Origin of the sequence: Chlamydia avium 10DC88 (genome assembly GCF_000583875.1) — a bacterium.
GTDB lineage: Bacteria > Chlamydiota > Chlamydiia > Chlamydiales > Chlamydiaceae > Chlamydia > Chlamydia avium.
The window spans coordinates 906,108-930,932 of record NZ_CP006571.1; the positions used below are offsets into that span (position 1 = coordinate 906,108).

Consider the following 24,825-nt stretch of genomic DNA (forward strand, 5'->3'; position numbering starts at 1 on the left):
TTCAAGTATTTGAATAAATAATTATAACGTGCTTATGGTTTTAGGAATTATTGGCGTTAGTTTTCGAGAAGCTGCTTTGGAAGAACGAGAGGCAGTTATCCATTTTTTCAAGGAATTTGAAACAAATCCCTTATTAGGACAGCGTTTTTTAGGCGAGAAAGGGTCGTTTATTTTGTTGCTTACTTGTCAACGTGCAGAAATGTATTTTTTCTCTCCAACGGATCATGAAATCATTCCAGAGTTAACAGCGCTTATTTTTGAAGTGGCTGGAGTAACACCATATTGTTATCAAGGATTTGTGTGTTTTCGACATTTATTTACGGTAACCAGCGGCATGGATAGCTTGATTTTTGGGGAAACAGAAATTCAAGGACAAGTAAAGCGAGCATATATGAAGGCAAAAGCAGAACGTGATTTGCCGTCTACTTTACATTTTCTATTTCAAAAAGCTTTAAAAGAAGGGAAAGGATTTCGTGCACAGCTAGTTATATCACATCCTAAAGATATTATGGAATCTACTGTAGAAGAAATTATATTGGAATGTAATAAGTCTAAGGAAAATGCATTTCTATTTATTGGCTACTCTGTAATTAATCGAAAAATAGCACGTGGATTAAAAGCTCGGGGTTATCATAATTTAACTTTTTGTTCTCGTAAAAAACGTTCCATATCTTATAATACTATTTCACGTAATGAGTTATCTTTTGAAGATTCTTATGATGTGATTTTCTTTGGATCTTCAGAATCTGCTCGAGAGATTCCTGGATTGTCTTCAGAAACCCTAGCAAGTGTCCGTAATCGTTTAATTTTTGATCTCAATGTTCCGCGTACCTTTGCATTATATCATGCTCCGGCAGACGCTACATATTTAGATATGGACTTTATCAGTGAGCGTATACGACAAAAGCTTCAAAAATATCTACCCTCTGCAAGTAAAGACAAACCATTTTTAGCATTAGTAGCAAGGAAACAATGGGAAGCTTATGAAAAAAAGTACTCTTGCATATCTTCAGAGCAGATTCAATCTCTTTCATCGAAGTCTTTGATTCTTTAGCACCTAATTCATCTCTTGACATATACAGCTGTCGAAAATACTCTAAGCTTTCATCGTTGACTATGATGGATTTTGTATTGGGGTCCTGATAAGTTGTAACTGATAACAGATATAATAAAAATCCATCCGAGTTTCTTGGGTCTTTTGTGCTTTATAGTGAAAAAGATGAATAAGGAAGCGAGCATAGTATTATTTAAAGAAATAAGAAATCGTTTTTATTTTTAAAGTTTGTATTGGCATAACTCGATTTTAAGAGCTGGAAAAGCTAACTCTAGAAAAGGGGTTGTCTTATTATGACGAAAAGAGACAGCCATTCCTAATTACTAGTAAGAGCGTGCATGTTGGAGAAATTGATAAAAAATTTTGCCACGTATATTGGTATAACGTCAACCCTTGAGTTTGATGCTGATGGAGCTTATGTTTTGCCTATAAGCGATCTTGTTAAGATTCGTGTCAGAGAAAACGCGGATAATGAGATTGTATTTAGTGCATCCCTTGGGGAATTGGCTCCCTCTGCAGATACCAATAAAGTGTATTTACAAATGATGGTAGCAAACTTGTTTGGAAGAGAAACAGGAGGTAGTGCTCTAGGATTGGATTCCGAAGGACATGTGGTGATGACTCGTAGAATTCCTGCAGAAGTTTCTTATGAAGATTTCGCTCGTTATGTAGAGAGTTTTATGAATTTTTCAGAAACCTGGTTTGAGGATTTGGATTTGAATAAGACAGAACGAGAAAATAGGCAGCAAGGGTAGGGAAGCATGGGTGTACGTTTAGTTGTTATTAAAGGCCCGTTGTCAGGAGTTAGTTTTGTTTTAGAAGAAGGAACTCGTTGGTCCCTAGGGAAAGATGCTGCAGCAAGTGATATTCCTGTGGAAGATCCTCAACTTGCCGATATTCAATTAATAATCACAAAAGAACAAGATGCTTACTATATTAGTAATGTAAATTCAGAATTCCCAGTTTTAGTTAATGGGAAGGCAATCACAGGTGCCACACAGTTAAACCATGGTGATGCCCTTCAATTTGGGAGTAATGAATATTCTTTTTTTGTGCATGAATTTGATGCTGATGATATTGTATATGATTTTAATCTCTCTTCAGAAAGTGCGGCTAATGTCTTGGAAGAATCTGCCGATAATAAGAAGAAAGCAGGCGAATCTGTTCGAGAAAATGTAGAAGCAACAGTCCTCCAATCTTCGGGGGCATCGTCAGAAGTCTCTCATGCAGATCAAGAACTTGCAGATGCTTTTTTGGCATCTGCAAAGTCAGAAAAAGTTCCTAATGGAACGCATGCGGATAAGGAAAATGCGAGTGCTTTTTCTTTAGATTCAGAGAAGGCACAAGGAAACCCTCAATCAGGGGATGTAAAAAATAATCAAACCCAGAACGTTGCTATGGAAGAAAACGGAGCGTTGCCTAATCAAAATCAGCAGCCGTTACCCAATCCAGGTCCTGTAGAAAATCAGAGACAATCCCAAGATGAAAATCTGACATCGGAAAATAAGTCTCTTGCTGGGGGGAGTTCTGAATCAATAACTTCTAAAGATGAAGATATAGACAAGAAAGAAACAGATGCCGAGTCAATGAAGGAGTCGTCTTCTGAGGATTCTAAAAAGTCAAACTCTTCCCAAGAAGATGGTGCTGATAAAGAAGAGGAACATACAGACGAAAATGAGAAAGAGACAAGTGAAAATGCAGAGGACACAGCGTCAGTAGAATCCCAAGAAAAAACAAATAAATCCATACTAGCTCCTTTTAACGTTCAAGATCTTTTCCGATTCGATCAAGGAATTTTCCCTGCCGAAATAGATGACATCGCCCAAAAAAATGTGTCCGTAGATCTTTCGCAACCACCTCGTTTTCTGTTAAAGGTATTGGCAGGCGCAAATATTGGTGCTGAATTTCATCTGGATACTGGACGCTCTTATATTTTAGGCAGTAGTCCTGATGTTGCTGATATTGTATTTAATGACCTTAGTGTATCTCATCAACATGCTAAGATCATAGTCAGTAGTGATGGATCTGCTATGTTGGAGGATCTAGGCAGTAAAAACGGCGTCATTGTTGAAGGAAAAAAAATAGAACACAGTTCTACGTTAAGTTCGAATCAGGTTGTTGCTCTAGGAACTACATTATTTCTGCTGATAGATAATTTGGCTCCTGCAGATACAATAGTGGCAGCGTTTGCCCCTGAGGACTATGGTTTGTTTGGCCGCCCCCAAGATGCAGAGGCCCTTGCAGAACAAGCGGCACAAGAAGAAGAAGAAAAGCGTCGGCGAGCAACTTTACCTACAGGATCGTTTATCTTAACATTATTTATTGGTGGATTAGCAATTCTTTTTGGGGTGGGAACAGCCTCGTTGTTTCATACAAAAGAAGTTGTTTCTATAGATAATATCGATTTTCAAGAAGATATTGAGCGTGTTGTTCATGCCTTCCCTACAGTGCGCTACACCTTTAATAAAAATAATGGACAGCTATTTTTAATAGGACATGTAAAAAATAGTATAGATAAAAGCGAGCTTCTTTATAAGGTGGATGCTCTATCCTTTATTAAATCTGTAGATGATAACGTGATTGATGATGAAGCTGTATGGCAAGAAATGAATATTCTATTGTCTAAAAGGCCAGAATTTAAAGGCGTCAGTATGCACTCTCCTGAGCCTGGGCAGTTTGTCATCACAGGATATTTAAAAACCGAAGAGCAAGCTGTCTGTCTTTCCGACTATTTGAATATACATTTTAACTATCTTTCACTTTTAGAAAACAAAGTTATTATAGAATCGCAAATGTTAAAAGCTATTGTAAGCCATCTGCTTCAGGCAGGATTTGCGAATATCCAAGTAGCTTTCATTAATGGGGAAGTTGTCCTTACAGGTTACGTAAATAATGATGACGGAGAGAAATTCCACGCCGTGGTTCAGGAGATTGCCTCTATTCCTGGTGTGCGCCTTATAAAAAACTTTGTTGTCCTTCTTCCCGTAGAAGAAGGAATTATAGATTTAAATTTGCGGCATCCAAATCGTTATCGTGTTACAGGATACTCAAAGTATGGAGATGTGAGTATTAATGTCGTAGTTAACGGTAGGATTTTAACTCGTGGTGACGTTATTGATGGCATGACAGTAACCAGTATACAACCCCATTGTATTTTTTTAGAGAGGGAAGGGTTGAAATATAAAATCGAGTACAATAAATAGCTGATGTTAAAGCTTATTAATTCTTTTGTCTTTAGGAAGAAGCATTATGTTTAATATGGAAAATACAGCTGCTAAAGAAGATAAATCCTTACGCCAGCTGTTTGATTTAGAAAAAGACATGCAGGATCTACGCACATCTCAGGAAATAAATGCGAACGTGCAGGAGAAATTGCAAAAGTTGAATACTTCTCTTCGTGAAGGTTCTGATAAGGAATCTTTTGAGAAACAACAAGCATTGTTAGCAGGATATCTAGCCCTTCAGAAAGTTCTCGGGCGGATCAACCGCAAAATGGTTTAATCGACTAGATAAGTGGAGAATTTATGAGTAGTGGTAGTGGGAGCAGTTGCTCAGCATTTAATTTCAATGAGATGCTTAATGGCGTATGTAAATACGTTCAGGGCGTTCAACAATACTTAGCAGAACTAGAAACCTCAACACAAGGTACAGTCGATTTGGGTACGATGTTTAATTTACAATTTCGTATGCAAATCTTATCTCAATATATGGAAGCTGTATCCAACATTTTGACAGCGGTGAACACAGAAATGATCACTATGGCAAGAGCTATTAAAGGAAGTTAATAAATTAAGAGAAAGATCATGGCAGATTTGGAATTATTTAAAGCAGATTTTGCTTTGTTGTTTGAAGCAGGTATGTTGGCAGTTAAACAAGGTGATGAAGATAGTGCTAAAAAGCTTTTTCATTCTCTACATATTTTAAATCCTGACCATTATGGTTATGAGTTAGGTTTGGCGTTGATTGATCTACATAAAATGGAAATTTTTGCTGCTGAAGAGCGTCTTAGTGCTTTAGCTCAAAAAGAAGTCGATAATTGGAGTATCAAGTCTTTTCTCTCTCTTACACACATGATGATTGTTCTACATCAAGGAAGTTCTTTTGAAGTCCGTCGTGAGAGCTTGGAAAATTGTCTAAAATTAGCCGATCAAGTTTTAGAAAACTGTGAAGTAGAATCTACAAGATTGCTTGCTCAATCTGTTTTAGACTGGCACGATACGCTAGTAGCTAAAAGTAGTGGTCCTTTAGGTTAATCCTTTTTACACTTTAAGTAACTCAGCTGGTTTATCTATGATTGATCCTTTGCAGATTTTCCCAAAATTAGATTCTGATAAAGAAGCAGCATCTATTCAAAAGCCCTCAGGAACCCCATTAGCAAGTGAGCTAAATAAAGAAGTTCCTGTATTTTCTTTAGGAACATCTTTAGATGCACACCATAAAAATATAGAGAATGTAAAACAAAATCCTATGGCAATGATGCAGGATCAAAATTCTAGTATTATAGATTCTGAACTACAGGAAGCCTTAAATTCAGAAGAATTTGAAGAACAAGTGCATAATCTTAAAGAACGCCTTTGGGATGCTCAATCTACAGTACAAAACCACGAGACAAATTCATTGTCTCCCGAACATCTTGAAGCTATGAACATCATCATTGATTTAATTAATGAGGACTTCGTAGATATTGCTAAGTATACGCAGCAAGATGTCAAGAAAAATATGGACAATGAAAAACACGAATCTGTTACACGTAAAGTGATTAATTGGGTCTCATCAGGAGAAGAAGTCCTCAATCGGGCGCTTCTTTATTTTTCTGATAGAAATGGAGAACGTGAAAGCTTAGCTGATTTTTTAAAAGTACAATATGCCGTGCAAAGAGCTACACAACGAGCAGAGCTGTTTGCTAGTATCGTAGGAACTACAGTAAGTAGTATAAAAACGATAATGACCACGCAATTAGGTTAACATGAATAATTTGACATCAGACTTCAATATGCTCATGTCGCAATTAAACGATGTGCATCTCACTACCATTGTTGGTCGTATTATTGAAGTCGTTGGTATGTTAATCAAAGCTGTTGTTCCCAACGTGCGCGTTGGAGAAGTATGCTTGGTTAAGCGTTATGATATGGAGCCTCTGGTCACCGAAGTCGTCGGCTTTACACAGAATTTCGCTTTTTTGTCTCCTTTGGGAGAACTTACAGGAGTTAGCCCGTCTTCAGAAGTCATTCCTACGGGTATGCCCCTATATATTCGCGCAGGCAATGGGCTTTTAGGACGTGTATTAAATGGTTTGGGGGAACCTATAGATACAGAAAAAAAAGGCCCTCTAGTTGATGCAAATGAAACTTATCCCGTATTTCGCGCCCCTCCAGATCCCCTTCATAGAGGTAAATTAAGAACAATTCTGTCTACAGGAGTCCGTTGTATTGATGGTGTGCTCACCGTAGCTCGAGGACAGCGTATAGGGATATTTGCTGGTGCAGGAGTTGGTAAATCTTCGCTTTTAGGAATGATCGCAAGAAATGCTGAAGAGGCTGATGTTAATGTTATAGCGCTCATTGGAGAAAGAGGACGAGAAGTTCGTGAATTTATTGAGGGGGATCTTGGGGAAGAAGGAATGAAACGATCTGTGATTGTTGTTTCAACATCAGACCAATCCTCACAACTAAGATTAAACGCAGCGTATGTTGGTACAGCAATAGCAGAATATTTTCGCGATCAAGGGAAAACAGTCATTCTAATGATGGATTCTGTCACACGTTTCGCTAGGGCATTACGTGAGGTAGGATTGGCAGCAGGAGAACCTCCAGCACGAGCAGGATACACCCCGTCTGTTTTCTCTACATTGCCAAAATTATTAGAGCGTTCAGGAGCTTCAGATAAAGGAACCATCACGGCATTTTATACCGTATTAGTTGCAGGGGATGATATGAACGAACCTGTTGCTGACGAAGTGAAATCTATTTTAGATGGCCATATTGTTTTATCTAATGCTTTAGCTCAAGCGTATCATTATCCTGCTATCGATGTGTTGGCATCAATTAGCCGACTGCTAACTGCAATTGTTCCTGAAGAACAACGCCGTATCATAGGAAAAGCACGCGAAGTATTAGCGAAGTATAAAGCTAATGAAATGCTCATACGTATTGGAGAATATCGTCGTGGATCTGATCGTGAAGTAGATTTTGCTATTGATCACATAGACAAATTAAATCGCTTCCTAAAGCAAGATATTCATGAAAAGACAAATTATGAGGAGGCAGCGCAACAGTTGCGGGCCATTTTCCGATAACTCTAGGTTAAAACGCCGTGCCTAAATATCCATTAGAACCTGTTCTAGCAATTAAAAAAGATCGTGTAGATAGAGCAGAAAAAGTCGTTAAAGAAAAACGACGACTTTTAGAAATAGAACAAGAAAAATTACGCGAATTAGAAGTAGCCCGTGATAAAGTAAAAAATCATTATATGCAAAAAATTCAACAATTACGTGAATTATTAGACGAGGGCACAACAAGCGACGCTATCTTACAGAGAAAAGCTTATATAAAAGTTGTAGCTATACAGCTTGCCGAAGAAGAAGATAAAGTAAATAAACAAAAAGAAAATGTATTAGCTGCCGCTAAAGAACTAGAAAAAGCAGAAGTAAATTTAGCTAAACGACGAAAAGAAGAAGAAAAAACGCGTTTACACAAAGAAGAATGGATGAAGGAAGCTTTAAAAGAAGAAGCAAGAGAAATCGAAAAAGAGCAAGATGAAATGGGGCAGCTGCTTCATCAATTACGAAAGACAAAACAACGTGAATCGGGGGACTCATGGAATTAAATAAAACAGAATCTTTATACAGTTGTAAAACTGAAAGTCATTTACCACAACATGATGGCCCAGCGCCTCAAGATAATCGTGAAGTGAAAGTATTTTCTTTAGAAGGGCGTCAACAATCACGTCATGGACGTCAAGAAAACTCAAATAAAGGGAAAGTAGCTTCTCGCCAAGAGACTCGTGGAACTGAGGATAAATCTATCGAAGATACTGTATGCACTAAAGAAGATAGTGAAAAAGAGGAAAAATTTTTCGCTTGGGATAACCCCACAGCAGGAATGGCTTTAGTAGATATCGCAGCCCCTCTAGCAGGTGAAATGGTAGTTGAAAACACAGCAGTTACCATGGCCAGCGCAGATCTAACCTGGATTCAAGAAGTCATTGCTAACACAGTAGAGTCTATGGTTGTCGCAGAACTTAATGGAGAACAACTCGTAGAATTAGTATTAGATAGCCAAGGCAATGTCCCTGAAGTCTTTTCTGGAGCTAATTTAACCTTAGTTCAATCAGGAGCAGACCTTTCTATCAAACTCTCAAATTTCATGGATAATGCTCAAGTAGAAGAAGCTGTTAGTGTCATCAATGGTAATCCTGAACAATTGGTGAATCTAGTAACTTCTTTAAAAGGACATCAGTTAAATTTAAAAGAATTTATGGTTGGTTCCAATGTTGTACAACTTCCTACGATTGAAGAAGTTCAAACTCCTCTACATATGATCGCTGCTTCAATTCATCGTAAGGATGAGCAACACCATGACAAACAAGATCAACAACAAAAACAAGAACAAGAGCAAAACCAATATATTGAAGAAGCTCAATTATAAAGGTGGTTTCTCATGACTGCAGTAGCGGAACCTAGTGCTAGCTGGTTAAAATTTCGTAATGACTTTTTAAATTCTTTAGTAACAACTGGGAAGCACATTGCTCTCCCTTCGTTCCCTAAAGAAGAGTGTGAACGAAAGTTAAGAGAAAAATTCCGTCTCGAAGAAACAGGAATAACCATCCAATCTCGAGGTTCCTTACCTGCTGATCAAGCTATTCAAGATTTCGGTGTCCATGTATTGGTGCAGTCTTTTCTTGCTCAACCCTTGGAGTCTGGTGATTTCTTTTTGATTACATCAGAAGAAGATCTCCAGGCATTCATGGTTGCCGTATTCAATGATACGAGTTTAGCCTCTTATTTTTATGAAAAGGATAAGCTCTTAGGCTTTCATTATTACTTATGTGCAGAACTCTGTAAACTTATTCAAGAATTAACTTGGATCCCTACATTATCTATTAAAGTTATTGATGATACAAAATTCTCAGGGAAACATATACAAGGTTCTTATGAAGTCATCGATGTTACCTGTGGATTAGATGGAAAAACATTGCGTTTGCGTTTGTTATTCTCCGATGCTTTATGTGATAGCTGTAGGAAATTGTTGTCAGGATCGGAACAAAGCTTAGATATGCAACAACTTGCTCCGCTACCTTTAACTTTGTCTGTAGAAATCGGGTATTGCCAACTTTCACAAGATGAATGGAAGCAAGTCCGTCCCGGAAGTTTTATTTTGTTGGATAGTTGCTTATATGATCCCGATACAGAAGAAAGTGGTGGGCTCCTCACTATAAAAAATCAGCAGTTTTTTGGTGGACGTTTTCTCGATACAAAATCAGGAGATTTTAAAGTTACAAGTTATCCTAGTTTGCAACAGGAAGAACCCCCAGAAGAAGCCTCACGTGGTTTTTCTACATCTGCTTCAGGACAATACAAATTAGTAGCAGAAGCAGCTCGATATTCTCTAACTGTCGAAGAGTTCCTAAAAATTACACAAGGCAGTGTTTTACAATTCCCAGGAATTCATCCTGTAAGAGGTATTGATCTCATCCTTAATGGAACTAAGGTCGGAAGAGGGGAAATCGTCTCGTTAGGCGACGTTTTAGGAATCCGTGTCTTGCAAGTATAATTGTAATGTCTCCCTATGGATTGCCAATCTGCAACCCCTATTCATCAACTAGGTAAGTATGCTATCTACAGAACTTTAAGAGAAAAATCAGGAAGTGCAGTATATCAAGGGTTTTGTACAAGAACACAACAGTGTTTTGCTATCAAAGTTCTCACTCAACCGAAACTTTCTGATAATGCATGTGTTCGTAGATTCTTAAAAGAAGCTCAGATCCTGACTCAGCTTTCCCATCCTAACATAGTTAAACTACATCAATTTGGGAAATATACGGAAGGCTATTATATAGCTTTGGAATATATCCCAGGTATTTCTCTTCGTGAATATATTCTTTCACAATGGATTTCTTTATTTCAAGCGGTTGATCACGTATTGTCCTTAGGACACGCTTTGGAATATTTACATAGTCGTGGGATACTCCACGGTGATATTAAACCCGAAAATATTTTAATCACTCCTCAGGGTAAAATTACATTAATTGACTTGGGATTGGCAGGAAGCCCTGCTTTGCATGACAATGGTTATCCTGGTTGTTTAGGAACACCTTTTTATATGAGTCCAGAACAAAGACAGGGAGAAAATATTTCCGAACAGTCAGAAATCTATTCCTTAGGATTGATTGCTTATGAACTGCTATTAGGAAATTTAGCCTATGGTAGAGTATTACTCTCTTTAATTCCTGAAAAAATAGGGAAAATTTTATCAAAAACCTTACAGCCCTCTCCCAAAGATCGTTATGATTCTATAACCGATTTCCTTAATGACTTGCGTGCTTATCGTTATGGTGACGATATTCACAAAGATAAACGACAAAAGGATCTTGTTGCTACAACTTATGGTGAATTAATACAACAACGCTTGTGGTTATCCCCTTGGGCAATCCCAACACCAGATTATGTATCCGCATCTCTACATGAACAAGGATACCCCGCCCTTCCTTACGTATATCATGAAGCTTTTGTAAGTGCAGAGATGTTTAAATTATGGTTTTATTACAGCCCATCAAGAAAGGATACCCTCGCTCTAACACTCATTAAAGGATTCATCAATCAGTGGGGACATGAAGATAATCCAAGAGTAGTTATTCGGAAAGTTCATAAAGAATGCATTCGTCTACACACCCCCATAGATACCTCAGGGATTTCTGTAATTTGTGTATCTATTCCTAAAGCAAAACAAGAACTATCTTGGACCTCTTGTGGGAAAACTATTTTCTGGTTAAAAAAGCAAAAAAAGGTTCCCCAGAATTTCATTACTACTTCTATGGGAGTAGGGAAAATTTGTTCTTTACAAATTCAGGAAACCAAGGTTGCATGGGAAATAGGTGATGAAGCAATATTACATACTTTACAGGCAGACAGCCCCAAGCCATCTTTATATTGTCCTTTATCCACAGAGTTGAAAGATAGGAGACAAACAGCTATATTCTGCCCAATAGAGAGCGTACAGTATGGGATAATAGAAGAATGTGACGGAACTCTTTGTCCCTCAACACTTATCAGCTTAAAAAGAATCCGGTGAAAATAGTGACTTCGAACATAGGAAGAAAGATCTTACAGGTCATCAGTAGAAAAAAAGGGAAGTGGGGAGCACTTTCTCTTTTACTTTTCCTGGACCTGATTTTATTAGGTGTAAATTCTAATAAAACACCGCATTCTGAGTCGAAATCTCAAGCACAGTCCCAAAGCAATAATGATCGTCATATCGCTGCTTGCCCGAAAAATATTGCTAGCCAAACATCTGTAAAAAAATCACCAAAGCCTACAACCACGAAAAGTTTCCCTCAAGCTTCCATACAATCCCGTCATTTTAAAAAATCTACGCAAACGTTTTCACCTGGGTTTTCTGAAAATTCTGGATTTACCAGACCAGAAGAAAAAAAACGCAAAGAGAACCATCAGATACAAGCAGCTTTAGGGAAAAAAACAGCACGTTTCTTACCTAAAAAAGAAGAGAAAACTTCAGGAGAAGAACAAACAGAAGAAGCTCGTATTTGGGAAAACAAACAAGCATACGCTAAACGAGCCGTAAACGCTATAAATTTTAGCATAAAAAAGCAGGTAGAAGAACTTCAGAAAAAAAATTTAAAAGAAGAAAATAAACAAACTCCAAAAGATTCTGCTAAAACAAGTTCTACTAAAGATAAACAAACAAAATTAGAAACCATTGCTATCCAATCAAATAAAGATGATGATAAAACGGAATCCCTCACGTTGAAAGGAAAGCAAATTACATGTGAAGATCTTAAAGATAATGGCTACACTGTCAATTTCGAAGACATTTCTGTTTTAGAATTATTACAGTTTGTTAGCAAAATTTCAGGGACTAATTTTGTTTTTGATAGCAATGACTTAAACTTCAACGTAACCATTGTTTCTCATGATCCTACCTCAGTAGAAGATCTCTCCACGATCCTTTTGCAAGTCTTAAAAATGCACGACTTAAAAGTCGTAGAGCAAGGAAATAATGTTCTTATCTATCGTAATCCCCGCGTATCAAAATTATCCACTGTAGTTACAGACGGCTCTGCAAGAGACAATTGTGAAGCAGTAGTTGTTACTCGTGTATTTCGTTTGTATAGTGTGAACCCCACAGCTGCTGTTAGTATTATCCAGCCTTTGCTTTCTCATGATGCCATTGTAAGTGCTTCAGAAGCCACTCGCCATGTCATTGTTTCAGATATCGCAGGAAACGTAGAAAAAGTGGGAGAACTTCTTGCAGCTTTAGATGGACCCGGTACCTCAGTAGATATGTCTGAGTATGAAGTGCATTATGCTAATCCTGCAGCCTTAGTTAGCTATTGTCAGGATGTATTGGGCACCATGGCCGAGGATGAGGCATTTCAAATTTTTATACAGCCAGGCACGAATAAAATTTTTGTTATTTCCTCCCCTCGTTTAACAGGAAAAGCTATACAATTATTGCAATCCTTGGACGTTCCTGAAATGGCACATACTTTAGATGATGTGACCAGCACAGCAAATGCATTAGGTGTTGCAGGAGCCACGAATCCTAAGAGCTTGCGCTTTTTCATGTATAAGCTCAAGTATCAAAATGGTGCCGCCATAGCTCAAGCTATTCAAGACATCGGGTATAACCTATATGTCACAACAGCTATGGATGAAGATTTCATCAATACGTTAAATAGTATTCAATGGTTAGATGTAAACAACTCAATAGTTGTTATTGGAAACCAAGCAAATGTAGATAAAGTTGTCAGCTTATTAAATGGTTTAGATTTACCTCCTAAGCAGGTTTATATAGAAGTTCTTATTTTGGAAACCAGTTTAGAAAAATCTTGGGATTTTGGTGTACAATGGGTAGCCCTCGGAGATGAACAAGGAAAAGTTGCCTATGCTTCAGGACTATTAAGTAATACAGGATTATCTAAACCTACTCAAGCAACTATCCCTCCTGCAACACCCAGTCCTACCTCTATTCCTTTACCAACACCAGGCCAGTTGGCGGGGATTAGCGATATGATGTACGCATCCTCAGCTTTTGGATTAGGAATTATTGGTAATGTTTTGAGCCATAAAGGAAAGTCCTTCTTAACACTAGGAGGCTTACTCAGTGCTTTAGATCAGGATGGTGATACTGTTATCGTTCTAAACCCAAGGATCATGGCTCAAGATACACAGCAAGCCTCTTTTTTTGTAGGACAAACTATTCCGTTCCAAACAACAAGTACAATTATCCAAGAAACAGGAACTGTAACACAAAATATCGAATATGAAGATATAGGAGTCAATCTTGTCGTTGCTTCAACAGTAGCTCCTAATAACGTTGTTACCTTGCAAATAGAACAAACAATTTCTGAATTGCATTCTGCTCAAGGTATCCTTACCCCAGTAACAGATAAAACTTATGCAGCTACACGTTTACAAGTTCCTGATGGGTGTTTTTTAGTCATGAGTGGCCATATCCGCGATAAAACTACAAAAGTAGTTACAGGAGTACCGTTATTGAGTTCTGTTCCTCTAATCCGTGGATTATTTAGCAGAACTATAGATCAAAGGCAAAAACGTAATATCATGATGTTTATTAAGCCTAAAGTGATCAGTAGTTTTGAAGATGGAACTGTATTAACGAATAAGGAAGGTTATAGATATAATTGGGAAGCAGATCAAGGATCTATGCAAATAGCACCACGCCATGCTCCTGAATGTCAACATACTCCTGTTCTACAACAAGAAAGTGATTTTAAAATGCTAGAAATTGAAGCCCGATAAATGTTATAAAGAAAAAAGATGATATTCTACGCCATGGAATAGCTTCGACTCTGGAGGTTTTCAGGGGGAAAGCCAAGGAAATAACATCAGCCGTATGATTGTTGTTTTCTTGGCTTTTTTATTTCCTCTTCTTATACTTTCCCTTTCTATATGCCTAAATAGCTCAGATGGTAGAGCAACGCATTCGTAACGCGTAGGTCGTCGGTTCGATCCCGGCTTTGGGCAAATATATGTAAATCACAATACAACAGTATTAAAAGTACTTAAGTCGTATTGAGTAATTCTGTATGATCTATAGATTTTAATGCTATTTAACCAACTAGAAGAAACTAGTCTACAGGAGACAGACGTTCGACAAATTTTTTTACTACATCAGCACGTAATTGCATAATTGTCTCTTTCTGTAGGTTTTTATCGTTCTCGGGCTGCTCAATCAACGCAAGATGACCACGGCGTACTTGCCAAAATACAGGATTCCATAAAACATGATCATCCGTACCTTGAATCCACCCTACGCTAATGCCAAATTGAATCCAACTTAAAGCATCTAATGCTTCCTGAAGATCTAAATGATAAGAATGCGTCAATAGACCTAAGGCACGTAAAATATGATTTTTTAAATCCCCAGAATTTTTTTCTATCTGCTGCCTTTTTGCAGATATTTCCGCAGATGAGATTTTTGATGACCAAATCCTTAAGGTAGATAAGATTTGCTCTTCCGTAAGTCCTAAAGAATGTTTATTAGATAGTGTAATGATATTCCCTACAAGTTCCGAAGATGCAGGGAGCATCCCTTTACAAAAAATCTCTGCATCCTCATCTATAAGATCTTGCAACTCCTTAGAATAAATCAACGCAGGAGTATGTAGGAAACACTGACTCTTTAACCCTGTACCACATTCTCGCGGATGTGTAGTCAGAAAACCAAAATCTGAAGAAAATGCAAACTCAAGTTTATTGTTTAAATAACAATCCAATTTAACAAGAATATCTAAACTCTTTTCAGGTTCACATGCAAAATCTATAGCATGTAATGTTATATGATCTCGACAATTGATAGTAACAAGAAGATCTCCAGAACGATTTACAATAAAAGCTTCTCCTTCCGGGTTTCCCGTCATATCATAGGGAAATAAAAAGTGTTCAGTAAGAAATTCTTTCTGCCATACAGGAGCATCTTTAAGAGGGAATACAATGAACTCATCGAAACCTTCAATATTATTAAAATGAGAAACTATGGCTTCCAAGATTTCTTGTTTTTGCTCTTTCGATAAACAAGGAAGAAATTTAGCTATAGAGAGATTCCTAGATAAGGAAAATGTCGTTATCGGCCAAATCTTATTCGCAGGAATAGCATGTTTCTTATTAGCAAATTTAAGAAGTAAATCATTGGGCAGAATCATGAGAATTTTGATTTTTTAAATGGTTAATTTGATCACGTATCAACGCTGCTTGTTCGTAATCTTCCCGTGATAATGTATCTTGAAGAGCTTCATTTAAAGCAATTAACTTAAGGAGAGGATTCACATTTACTATTTCTCCAGGACCGCGGCCAATATGTAAAGATCCCTGGATTTTTTCTGTTAGAGAAGAGAAACAAATCTTATTTTGAATAAGCTCAGTAATCAAAGGTGCTTTAAAGTTAGTATAGCATAGGTGACATCCAAATAAGCGATCTTCATCCGTATATGGCTGCCAAATCGTTTTACAATTACCACATTCTAAAGTAAGAGGAGATTCTGAAGAAGATAAAGGAATAGCAACACGACTATAATAATAACTTGGACACGGACAAGAATCACACACGTAAGAACGAATTACCTTATTCTGATCCACCTCAGTATAACAAATAGAAGCAGGCCTTTGACAAAGGTAACATAAGTGAGAAGAGTTAGAAAGAATCATAGATATCTATTGTTAAGGATAGGCTCTCATACAACACATACCAATAACAAAAAAATAACAAAGGAGAAAAATCTTTTTTAAAAAAATTACAGAACCGACTGGGCCTTGAAGGATTTGAACCTTCGACCCCCTCATTAAAAGTGAGGTGCTCTAACCGCTGAGCTAAAGGCCCGAAGAAAAACTAGACGATTTTTATACTTTGACCCCAAGGGGATTCGAACCCCTGTTACCGGAATGAAAATCCGATGTCCTGGGCCGGGCTAGACGATGGGGCCAAGACAACTACAATATTACTTCTTCTACTCCTTTAAGAGCAATCTTTTCCTCTTCTTACCGTTCATGAAAATGAAAGAGTTAGGATAAATGAACAGAAATAGGAAAAATAATTTCACAATGATAAAATATCCGCCTCTTTTTGCTTGGTAATATCATCAATGTGTTTGCAAAACTTATCCGTTAACTCCTGGATCTTTTTCTCCATTCCTTTCACAGCGTCTTCTGTTAAATCTACACTCTTTTTTAATTTATCATTAGCTTCTCTACGTATATTGCGAATAGATACCTTTGCTTCCTCACACTTACGACGAAGTTGTTTTACAATTTCATTTCTATATTCTGTCGTAGGCTCTGGAATTTTAATACGTATTAAAGTTCCTTCAACATTAGGTTGTAGATTAAGATTTGCAGCAATAATCCCTTTAGAAATAGCGGATACGTTATTTGCATCATAAGGAGAAATAACCAGCTGACGTGTATCTGCAACAGAAATCGTTGCAATATCAGCTAAGCGCATGGTTGTACCATACACATCAATATTCACTGTCTCTACTAAAGCAGGATGTGCTTTCCCAGTTCTAAATGCCTTGACTTCTTTATGGAAAAAATCAGAAGCGGCATCCATTTTTTTTTCTGTATCCTGTAAAATAGACATGTTAAGCATCCTCTCCACTACAAATCAATGTCCCAATATATTCATTGAGAAGAGCTTCTTTTAAAGAATGTTTAGCAAAGTTGAAAATACGAATAGGAATATTTGCTTCCATACATAAGGAAATAGCCGCAGGATCCATCACATTTAGTTGCTGATTAAGGAAATCTTTAAAAGTAATTGTATCATATCGGACAGCGTCTCTATGCACCCGAGGATCTTTATCATAGACTCCATCAACATGCATAGTAGCCTTAAACAAAACATCGGCATTTAATTCACAAGCTCGTAAGGCCGCTCCAGTATCCGTTGTTAAGTAAGGAGAACCTGCTCCTGTTGTACAAATCAGAATTTTTCCCTGGCGTAATGCTTCAGAAGACTTTTGAGGAGTATACAACTCTGCTAATTGAGGACAAGAAAGTGTAGAAGTTAATAAACAAGGGATATCATCAGCTTTTAGTGCATCGGATAATGCCATACCATTAATTAGGGTGGCTAGCATACCCATTTGATCTGCAGACACACGATTAATTTGCAACATTTTTTGTTGAGATAATCCTCGTATGATATTCCCTCCGCCTATAACAACGGCAACCTCGATACCACACATACGAACATCCCTAAGTTCACCTACTAATCTTGACAGCCGAATTTCATCAATGCGACTAGATCCTCCTTGATCCGTAGAAAGAGATTCCCCCGAGACCTTAAATAAGATACGCTTCACTTCTTTGGACATATGACCTCTTTTTATTAGCTAAACACCAACTTTCCATAAAATGAAGTCTTTCACCTGAATAGAACAGCCGCTCTTTTCTTGTGCTTCATCAATCAGATTACGAATCGTGACATCAGGATTCTTAATAAATGCCTGTTCTAATAAGCAAGTGTCTTGGAAAAATGTCTCTAGCTTTCCCTGAACAATTTTATCAAGAATTGACTGAGGTTTTCCTTGTGCTTGTAGGCAAATAATTTCCTTTTCTCTATTTAAAACGTCATCAGGAACATTTTCTTTGCTTATAAAGTGTGGTTGAGTTGCTACAATATGCATAGAGATATCTCTAGCCAAATCTATGTGGTTGGAACTACCAGACAGTATAGTTACAGCTACAGATTTTCCATTGCCATGAGAATAGATACCAATGCTTTCATCAGCTACTTTTGGTAAGTACGAAACTTTCCGAATACGAATGTTCTCTCCAACTGTCTGCATAGTAACTGCTCGTGACTCATCTATTGTAATCGAAGGATCCTTAGATGAAGGCATTTGAAGCAATGCATCTAAGTCATCTATACGATGGTCTAAAACACTTTCTACAAGACTATCAACAAAGGCAATAAATACAGCGTTATTAGCCACAAAGTCTGTTTCTACATTCACTTCAACTATAGCGGTCCCGCGAATATCTGATTTTACTGCGATGACACCTTCTTTAGTTTCTCTGTGTTCTTTTTTTTCTGCAGAAGCAAGACCTAATTTACGTAAGTAAACAATAGCTTCTTCAAGATTTCCTTGGCATTCAGTCAAGGCTTCTTTACATTTGGTTAACCCCACCCCAGTTTGTTGTCTTAAGAGCTTGAGGGTTTCCATAGAAAAGTCACTCATGAATAATCCTCGCTATTATCAACACTTTGTTTCGCTAACATATTATTCTTCTCATCATCATTACTTTCTACATCAAACCCGGCAAGAAGGCTGGCTGAGAATGAAGAGTTAAATTCTTCTTCAGGATATATTGCAGGAGGTGGAAGATCTTGCATGAGATCCTGCTCGATGACTCTAATTGGGGAAACAATCTCAATACCATGTTGTTGCTTGGTTTTGATGATATTGTCCTTAATTACATTAATGATTAAACGAATGCTTTTTAGTGAATCATCATTGCATGGGATAACGTAATCTATAGGAGTGGGGTCACAATTCGTATCTACCAAAGCTAGAACAGGAATTTTAAGTTTTTTTGCTTCCGCAACGGCAATTTTTTCATAACCCGGGTCAACAACGATCATCATTCCTGGATTTTTTTTCAGATGACGGACACCTTCTAAGTTCTTTAATAACTTATCGTGTCGTTTGCCTAGTAAAGCAATTTCTTTTTTAGTGAGATATGAAGTGCGTTGGGCTAAATCTCTCTCAATTTTATTTAAAGTTTTAACAGAATTTCTAATGGTGATCATATTGGTTAACATACCACCCAGCCAGCGTTCAGCTACGAAAAACTCTCCAGCTTCTATAGCGGCTTCTTTAACCACACATTTTGCTTGTTTTTTAGTCCCCACAAAGAGAATGGATTTATTATCTTTAACTACTTTACATATGTGAGGGAGGACTTTACGTAATTGATTGAGTGTTTTTGCTAAATCGATGATGTAAAGACCATTTTTTCCTCAAAGATGTAAATCTTCATTTTAGGATTCCATCTATGAGTTTGGTGCCCAAAATGAGCGCCTGCTTCTATCAAGTCTTTAATTGATAAATTACACGAAAATTCTTCCAAGCTTTGTACCTCTATTTCTTGAATATGTTAACAATGGCATCTTGATGCGGTATCAAGATTTCAGTCTTGGGTTTAATTAGAAAGCGCCCGATCAGAATCGAACTGACACCGGTAGCTTGGAAGGCTACAGCTCTACCATTGAGCTACGGGCGCAACTAAAGAAGGATGTTAATCTAATAAACCTTTTAACGCAAGAGAGTAATCTTCAAGCTTCTAGGGCAAATGAAATTATAAAAAGATTATTCTACCTTTGTGAAGATAGTGCTAAAGATAGGTGGTGTGCTAAATAAGAAAATAAAAAAATCAGAACCGAATCCACTCGGTTCTGATAACGAGACACAAAATTGGAGATAGTAAAACTACAATCCTTAGAATCTGAATTGAGCATTAACGTGAGCTGCTCTTTCATCAATTAAGCGTGCTTCACCTGTAATAGACCACTTGTCAGCATCAACCAAAGTCGCTCCAACAACAATACCACAAGCTTTTCTAGACTTCATTTTATTAATTTGCATGGAAGCAATTTGTATAAAGTCGTTAAGTTTTTCATTTACTTCAGTTGACGCAGCTGTACCCATGAAGGTTGGGTTCCAAGCTGTTAAGTCCAAAATTGCGGAGGCTAATTTTGGTTGGGCAATGCGGATATTGTCTGCATCAAAGGATGCGCGAGACCATTTAACTCCAAAGTAAGGTACTAACATGTTGAGTCGATAAGATAAAGCCACACCTGCTTGCCATTCATGGTATTGAATTGTTGCAGATTTTGTATCTGTAGCTGCATCAGTTCCTGCGTCGGCAGGTAGAGGGAAAGTTGTGTTCTTATATCCTCGAGGTTTGTGGACCGTAAATTGTGCAGGAGTGCAAAAAACGTTTAGTGTTTCGACTTTAGGTTTAGACTGTGCATATTGGAATTCTGCTCCTAAAGTTGCACAACCACATTCCCATAAAGCTCCACGAGCACCGATACTCCATGAGAACGCAGTGTCTGTGTATAACTCAACAACACCTTGAGTTAAGAATACGTTAGGCAAATCTGCAGCAGCAACACTAGCGGCGCTAAGTCCGAAAAGACCTACTACGCTAAACGCATCAGAACCAGCTTTGAAATATCCATTAGCAGCGCCTAAGGTGCAGAAGACGTCAAAACGGTCCCAAATGTTTAATGCCAAATATGCAGAATTCGTAGCCCACTCAGCATCATGGATATGTTTTCCGTAAGCTGCGTTATTTCTTGTTGCAGCTGTGTTTGTAGTGGTAGGAGCGCTATCCTGACCTGTTGCAGTTGGAGCTGCGGCCATATCATCTACAGTTTTTGTTGTATCTATTTTTAATACGCGATCGAAAACATAATCTCCGTAAAATCCTGCGCGAACGCTGATAGCATCGCACCAAGTTGCACAAGGGTCGCAAGGATCACCAGAAGTGCCTTCCCACATTGTCCCATCAATTAATAAACTTGGCTCAGCTGGATTCCCTACAGGCAAAGCTTGTAAGGAGGCAGTAGAACCTACGGCAACCAATAATGCCGATTTCAAGAGTTTTTTCATACTCACCTCTAAAGATTATGCTTAGTATCTTTTTCTTTTTGTGCTCGCTATTTTTGCTCTTTTGGCGGCACCATGTCCAAGTTAAAGCCAGACAAGATATCCTGTAGGCAATTAATGGCTTTGAGGAACGTCTTGAATAAAAACAGCCTTAAGCATGAACATACAGTTCACTACTCGAAAACATAACAAACTTTCCTTATTATAGTAAAGACGATAAGAAAAAGACTATTTTCCGGCATGGGTTTTTAAACAATCATTCCTTATGCTTGCTAATAAGCGAACCGCGGGATTTTTGTACACTTTTTATTTCTTATGCTGTTTAGAATAAGTTGGAATTACCTTCACAATAGGATCACAAAGGGGCTTTCTAAATTTATCCGAAACTACTTGAAACTGTGATTTTTCTTTTTTTCAAGTTGATATGATTTACACTTACCTTGACTTTGTATTTTGATTTCTATCCTTATTTTTTGGTATTGCAAGGAATTAACGAATGCTCTTTGTATTCAAAATACATCTGTAAACTCCTTGCCAGACAATAGTTGAGAACCTAGTATAAGGCATATGAAATACCAGAAAAAACGTCGTTCTCATCTTGCTGTTCTTGAGAAAACGAACAGAATGTTGCTAGGAATCATCATTGTATTCGCTGTTATTGCTGTACGTTTATGGCACTTAGCAGTTGTAGAACATGATCAAAAGCTAGAAGAAGCATACAAACCACAGATACGTGTAATCCCTGAACTTGTAGAGCGTGCAACAATTTGTGATCGTTTTGGTAAAGTATTAGCAGAAAATAGGATGCAGTATGATGTGAGTGTGGCTTACGGGGCTATTCAGGATTTACCTTCGAGAGCATGGCATTTAAATGCACAGGGAGAGCGAGAGCTTGTTTTTGTAAGGAAGAATTACATTAGCCGCTTAGCGGAATTACTTGCTGAGGAGTTGCATCTCGATAAGGAAACTATAGAGGATAATATTCACGCGAGGGCGTCGGTATTGGGCTCTATACCTTATTTGGTGCAGTCAAATGTTCCTGAACGTACCTACTTAAAATTGAAAATGATAGCAAAACATTGGCCGGGTTTACATGTCCAACCCTCAATGCATCGTTACTATCCTTTTGGGAAAATGGCTGCAGATATTTTGGGTTATGTTGGGCCAATTAGTGCTCAAGAATATAAGCGGGTCATGCATGAACTCAGTAGATTACGTGAATGTGTGCGTGCTTATGAAGAAGGGGAAAATCCTAGTTTCCCTGATGGTTTAGCAAGTATTGATCAAGTACGTTCTTTATTACACTCTTTAGAAAGTAATGCATATGATTTGAATGCTTTAGTAGGAAAATTAGGGATAGAATCTTCATGGGATGGACAATTAAGAGGGCAGTTAGGAAAGAAAACAGTTCTTGTGGATCGTCGAGGGAATTTTATTCAAGAATTACAGAATGTTTCTGCAGTTTCTGGGAAGAAGTTGCAGTTGACATTATCAGCAGAATTACAAGCATTTGCAGATTCTTTGCTTGTCGAGCATGAGAGAATGGAATCCTTTCGTTCTGCACAGTCTTTAAAGAAACAAAAGTTCTTACCCCCTTTATTTCCTTGGATTAAAGGTGGGGCTATTATTGCTTTAGATCCTAATAATGGCCAGGTGCTAGCTATGGCTTCCTCGCCACGTTATGATGGAAATGATTTTGTGCATATGCGCATTAATTCTGAGGCTGTTGAAGAGAGGTCTTCGGTATACCGTTGGTTAGAAAATACAGACCATATTTCTGAATTATATGATAGAAAAGTTCCTTTAAAACGAGAAAGAAAACATCCTTTTACAGGAGAATATTATGATGAAGAGCTTCTTTTAACATTTGATTATTTTTTGGATTTTATTTTCCCCGATATTTCCGAGGTTAAAGTTGTTATCAAGCAACTAGGGACATTAGGAAATGCAGTGCGTCTGCAACAATGTATCTCACAACTATTACAATATTTTTCTTATTCTCAAGGATGTTGTTCATGTTCTTCTGTTTTTGATGCCGTATTTCCTTCTGAGGAAGGGCATCACCTTATAGGAAAGGTGATTTCTATGAAGGAACAACAGTGGATAGCGCATTGTTCTCAAAAATATCAGCAGGAAATTGCTGAGATTAAAGAAAAACTTATGGAGTTTTTTTCTGGTCTTTCTGCGAATTATGATAAGATCCTTCTTTTGGATCTATTTCAATTGGTCATTGATCCTGTAAGAGTACATCCTGAATTACTTACATCTTTTGATTCGTTATCGCTATCTACATTTTTTGATTTACAGGGGCATTATATCGCTTTGCGTAGTGCTTTTTCGAAAATTATGGAGAGTACTTTTGTAGAGGTGGATTTTAAAAATTGGAGGAAACAATCTTTTGCTAAATTTCTTGAAATTAAGAGGAAGCAAGAAAAAGAACGTAAGCAACGTTATCCGACGCCTTATGTTGATTATCTTTTAGAAGAGAGGCGTGCGCAGTATCAGGATTTTCGTTGTTGTTATTTGGATAAATTTTTGGTGTATTTGTTTTCTGATGCTGATAAGGAGGACCGCCTAAAGCCTTATTATGAAGTTATATCTATATGGAAGCAGGAGTTAGAAAGTGGTGCTCATAAAGCATTACCTTGGTATGAGCATTATTTATTTTTGAGACAGCATCTTTCGTATTTTTCTAGTCATCTTTTACATTTATTTTTATCGTTTCGGGAGTTTTCTGAATTACAGCGGCCTTTATATGGGGACTATCCGCTGATGATTACGAGAAATATGCCTCAAAAAGAACAAGATCTAGCGGCGGCGTTTTATCCTGCCTATGGTTATGGTTATTTACGATCACATTCTTTTGCACAAGCGGCGACATTAGGATCTATTTTTAAGTTAGTTTCTGCTTATTCAGTGTTGTCTCAGGAAGTATTGCAGGGTCATGAGAATATAGACTATCTTTCTAAGTTATTAGTAATTTTAGATCGGCAATCTTATGGATATTCGAGTTCGAAACCTCATGTTGGATTTTTTAAAAATGGAGCTCCGATTCCTGTGTTTTATCGCGGGGGTGTTTTGCCTAAGAATGATTATGTGGGTCGTGGCCATATTGATTTGCTTTCAGCTTTAGAAATGTCTAGCAATCCTTATTTTTCTTTACTTGTTGGTGATTATCTTTCTGATCCTGAGGATTTATGTCATGCTGCAGCTTTGCTTGGTTTTGGGGAAAAAACAGGCATAGGGCTTCCCGGAGAGTATCCAGGTGTAATTCCTCAAGATGTTTCGTATAACCGTTCTGGATTATATGCTACGGCTATAGGTCAGCACACGCTTGTAGTCACTCCTTTACAGACAGCAGTGATGTTAGCTTCTCTAGTTAATGGAGGAGTTCTTTATGTGCCCAATTTAGTTTTAGGTACATGGGAGGGGGATAGCTTTTCTTCTGTGCTTTCTAAGCAGAAGCGTATTGTGTTTATGCCAGAAGTGATTTCTGAGTTATTTAAGTTAGGTATGCGTAATGTTATTTGGGGAAATTATGGAACAACGCGGAGTATTCGTAGCCAATTTAGTCCTGAATTGCTTTCGCGTATTATCGGTAAAACGAGTACAGCAGAATCCATTGTGCGTGTAGGTTTAGATCGGCAGTACGGCAGTATGAAAATGAAACATGTTTGGTTTGCTGCTGTTGGCTTTGCGGATACTGAATTGACGCAGCCAGATATTGTTGTAATTGTGTATTTGCGTTTAGGAGAGTTTGGTAGAGATGCTGCACCCATGGCTGTTAAGATGATCGATATGTGGGATAAGATAAAAAAAAGAGAATCTTGTTGTAAGAATTCGTGAGGTTGGCACGATTTTCGCTCCTGTAAATAGCAAAGTCAATTTGTGTGCAG

At 37.7% G+C, this 24,825-nt stretch carries 20 protein-coding genes, 4 tRNA genes and 1 pseudogene; 15 read left to right on the forward strand and 10 right to left on the reverse strand.

The features are described 5' to 3' along the window. Nucleotides 1–34 precede the first annotated feature (34 nt). The 14 genes from hemA (at nucleotide 35) to RT28_RS04035 (ending at nucleotide 14,279) form a co-directional block, all read left to right on the forward strand. Nucleotides 35–1,054, forward strand: coding sequence for a hypothetical protein (gene hemA, locus RT28_RS03970; protein ID WP_038501049.1), 1,020 nt, complete (start codon nucleotides 35–37; stop codon nucleotides 1,052–1,054). Between the two features lie 338 nt (nucleotides 1,055–1,392). After that, nucleotides 1,393–1,809 (forward strand): CesT family type III secretion system chaperone, encoded by a 417-nt coding sequence (locus RT28_RS03975; protein WP_038501052.1) that lies wholly within the window; start codon nucleotides 1,393–1,395, stop codon nucleotides 1,807–1,809. A 6-nt stretch (nucleotides 1,810–1,815) separates the two neighbouring features. Next, on the forward strand, nucleotides 1,816–4,257 hold the full coding sequence (gene sctD, locus RT28_RS03980; protein WP_038501055.1) for a type III secretion system inner membrane ring subunit SctD: 2,442 nt from the start codon (nucleotides 1,816–1,818) through the stop codon (nucleotides 4,255–4,257). A 46-nt stretch (nucleotides 4,258–4,303) separates the two neighbouring features. Further along, nucleotides 4,304–4,555: a DUF5398 family protein gene (locus RT28_RS03985; protein WP_020355734.1), complete on the forward strand. Its 252-nt coding sequence runs from the start codon at nucleotides 4,304–4,306 to the stop codon at nucleotides 4,553–4,555. A gap of 23 nt (nucleotides 4,556–4,578) precedes the next feature. After that, on the forward strand, nucleotides 4,579–4,839 hold the full coding sequence (locus RT28_RS03990; RefSeq protein ID WP_020355735.1) for a DUF5407 family protein: 261 nt from the start codon (nucleotides 4,579–4,581) through the stop codon (nucleotides 4,837–4,839). Nucleotides 4,840–4,857: 18 nt separating this feature from the next. After that, complete coding sequence (locus RT28_RS03995; protein WP_020355736.1) at nucleotides 4,858–5,307, forward strand: CdsG family type III secretion system protein; 450 nt, start codon at nucleotides 4,858–4,860, stop codon at nucleotides 5,305–5,307. Nucleotides 5,308–5,344: 37 nt separating this feature from the next. Next, nucleotides 5,345–6,019 (forward strand): CT668 family type III secretion system protein, encoded by a 675-nt coding sequence (locus RT28_RS04000; protein WP_038501058.1) that lies wholly within the window; start codon nucleotides 5,345–5,347, stop codon nucleotides 6,017–6,019. A gap of 1 nt (nucleotide 6,020) precedes the next feature. Continuing rightward, nucleotides 6,021–7,349, forward strand: coding sequence for a type III secretion system ATPase SctN (sctN, locus tag RT28_RS04005; RefSeq protein ID WP_038501061.1), 1,329 nt, complete (start codon nucleotides 6,021–6,023; stop codon nucleotides 7,347–7,349). Between the two features lie 17 nt (nucleotides 7,350–7,366). After that, on the forward strand, nucleotides 7,367–7,879 hold the full coding sequence (locus RT28_RS04010; protein ID WP_020355739.1) for a hypothetical protein: 513 nt from the start codon (nucleotides 7,367–7,369) through the stop codon (nucleotides 7,877–7,879). Next, nucleotides 7,870–8,700, forward strand: a complete 831-nt coding sequence (locus tag RT28_RS04015) for a DUF5421 family protein (protein WP_038501064.1) — start codon at nucleotides 7,870–7,872, stop codon at nucleotides 8,698–8,700. Before RT28_RS04010 ends, RT28_RS04015 begins: the two co-directional genes overlap by 10 nt. A 12-nt stretch (nucleotides 8,701–8,712) precedes the next feature. Next, the gene (sctQ, locus tag RT28_RS04020; RefSeq protein ID WP_038501067.1) at nucleotides 8,713–9,825 is read left to right on the forward strand and encodes a type III secretion system cytoplasmic ring protein SctQ; all 1,113 of its coding nucleotides are present in this window, start codon (nucleotides 8,713–8,715) and stop codon (nucleotides 9,823–9,825) included. 15 nt (nucleotides 9,826–9,840) lie between these two features. After that, the gene (locus tag RT28_RS04025) at nucleotides 9,841–11,343 is read left to right on the forward strand and encodes a serine/threonine protein kinase (RefSeq protein ID WP_038501070.1); all 1,503 of its coding nucleotides are present in this window, start codon (nucleotides 9,841–9,843) and stop codon (nucleotides 11,341–11,343) included. Next, a complete protein-coding gene (locus tag RT28_RS04030; RefSeq protein WP_038501073.1) occupies nucleotides 11,340–14,054 on the forward strand; it encodes a secretin N-terminal domain-containing protein in 2,715 nt (904 codons plus the stop codon). Before RT28_RS04025 ends, RT28_RS04030 begins: the two co-directional genes overlap by 4 nt. Nucleotides 14,055–14,206: 152 nt before the next feature. Beyond that, nucleotides 14,207–14,279: transfer RNA gene (locus tag RT28_RS04035), tRNA-Thr, on the forward strand. A gap of 104 nt (nucleotides 14,280–14,383) precedes the next feature. Here RT28_RS04035 and RT28_RS04040 read toward each other — a convergent pair. The 10 genes and pseudogenes from RT28_RS04040 to RT28_RS04085 all read right to left on the reverse strand — a co-directional run bounded on the left by RT28_RS04040 (nucleotide 14,384) and on the right by RT28_RS04085 (nucleotide 20,932). Beyond that, a complete protein-coding gene (locus tag RT28_RS04040) occupies nucleotides 14,384–15,457 on the reverse strand; it encodes a protein arginine kinase (RefSeq protein ID WP_038501076.1) in 1,074 nt (357 codons plus the stop codon). Further along, complete coding sequence (locus tag RT28_RS04045) at nucleotides 15,441–15,959, reverse strand: UvrB/UvrC motif-containing protein (protein ID WP_166484586.1); 519 nt, start codon at nucleotides 15,957–15,959, stop codon at nucleotides 15,441–15,443. Before RT28_RS04045 ends, RT28_RS04040 begins: the two co-directional genes overlap by 17 nt. Nucleotides 15,960–16,058: 99 nt before the next feature. Further along, a tRNA-Lys gene (locus tag RT28_RS04050) sits at nucleotides 16,059–16,131 on the reverse strand. A 28-nt stretch (nucleotides 16,132–16,159) separates the two neighbouring features. Beyond that, nucleotides 16,160–16,234: transfer RNA gene (locus tag RT28_RS04055), tRNA-Glu, on the reverse strand. Nucleotides 16,235–16,347: 113 nt separating this feature from the next. Continuing rightward, nucleotides 16,348–16,890, reverse strand: a complete 543-nt coding sequence (gene frr, locus RT28_RS04060) for a ribosome recycling factor (RefSeq protein WP_038501079.1) — start codon at nucleotides 16,888–16,890, stop codon at nucleotides 16,348–16,350. A 1-nt stretch (nucleotide 16,891) separates the two neighbouring features. Next, the gene (gene pyrH, locus RT28_RS04065; RefSeq protein ID WP_038501082.1) at nucleotides 16,892–17,626 is read right to left on the reverse strand and encodes a UMP kinase; all 735 of its coding nucleotides are present in this window, start codon (nucleotides 17,624–17,626) and stop codon (nucleotides 16,892–16,894) included. Between the two features lie 18 nt (nucleotides 17,627–17,644). Further along, entirely contained in the window at nucleotides 17,645–18,493 is an 849-nt protein-coding gene (gene tsf, locus RT28_RS04070) for a translation elongation factor Ts (RefSeq protein ID WP_038501085.1), read from the reverse strand. Nucleotides 18,494–18,657: 164 nt separating this feature from the next. Continuing rightward, nucleotides 18,658–19,385, reverse strand: a pseudogene (gene rpsB / locus RT28_RS04075) (30S ribosomal protein S2); the annotation flags it as partial. An 82-nt stretch (nucleotides 19,386–19,467) separates the two neighbouring features. Next, nucleotides 19,468–19,538: transfer RNA gene (locus tag RT28_RS04080), tRNA-Gly, on the reverse strand. 215 nt (nucleotides 19,539–19,753) lie between these two features. Next, on the reverse strand, nucleotides 19,754–20,932 hold the full coding sequence (locus RT28_RS04085) for a porin (protein ID WP_038501092.1): 1,179 nt from the start codon (nucleotides 20,930–20,932) through the stop codon (nucleotides 19,754–19,756). Nucleotides 20,933–21,496: 564 nt separating this feature from the next. Between RT28_RS04085 and RT28_RS04090 the strand changes: the two genes are divergently transcribed. Continuing rightward, on the forward strand, nucleotides 21,497–24,775 hold the full coding sequence (locus tag RT28_RS04090) for a penicillin-binding transpeptidase domain-containing protein (protein WP_038501095.1): 3,279 nt from the start codon (nucleotides 21,497–21,499) through the stop codon (nucleotides 24,773–24,775). The last annotated feature ends 50 nt before the right edge of the window (nucleotides 24,776–24,825 follow it).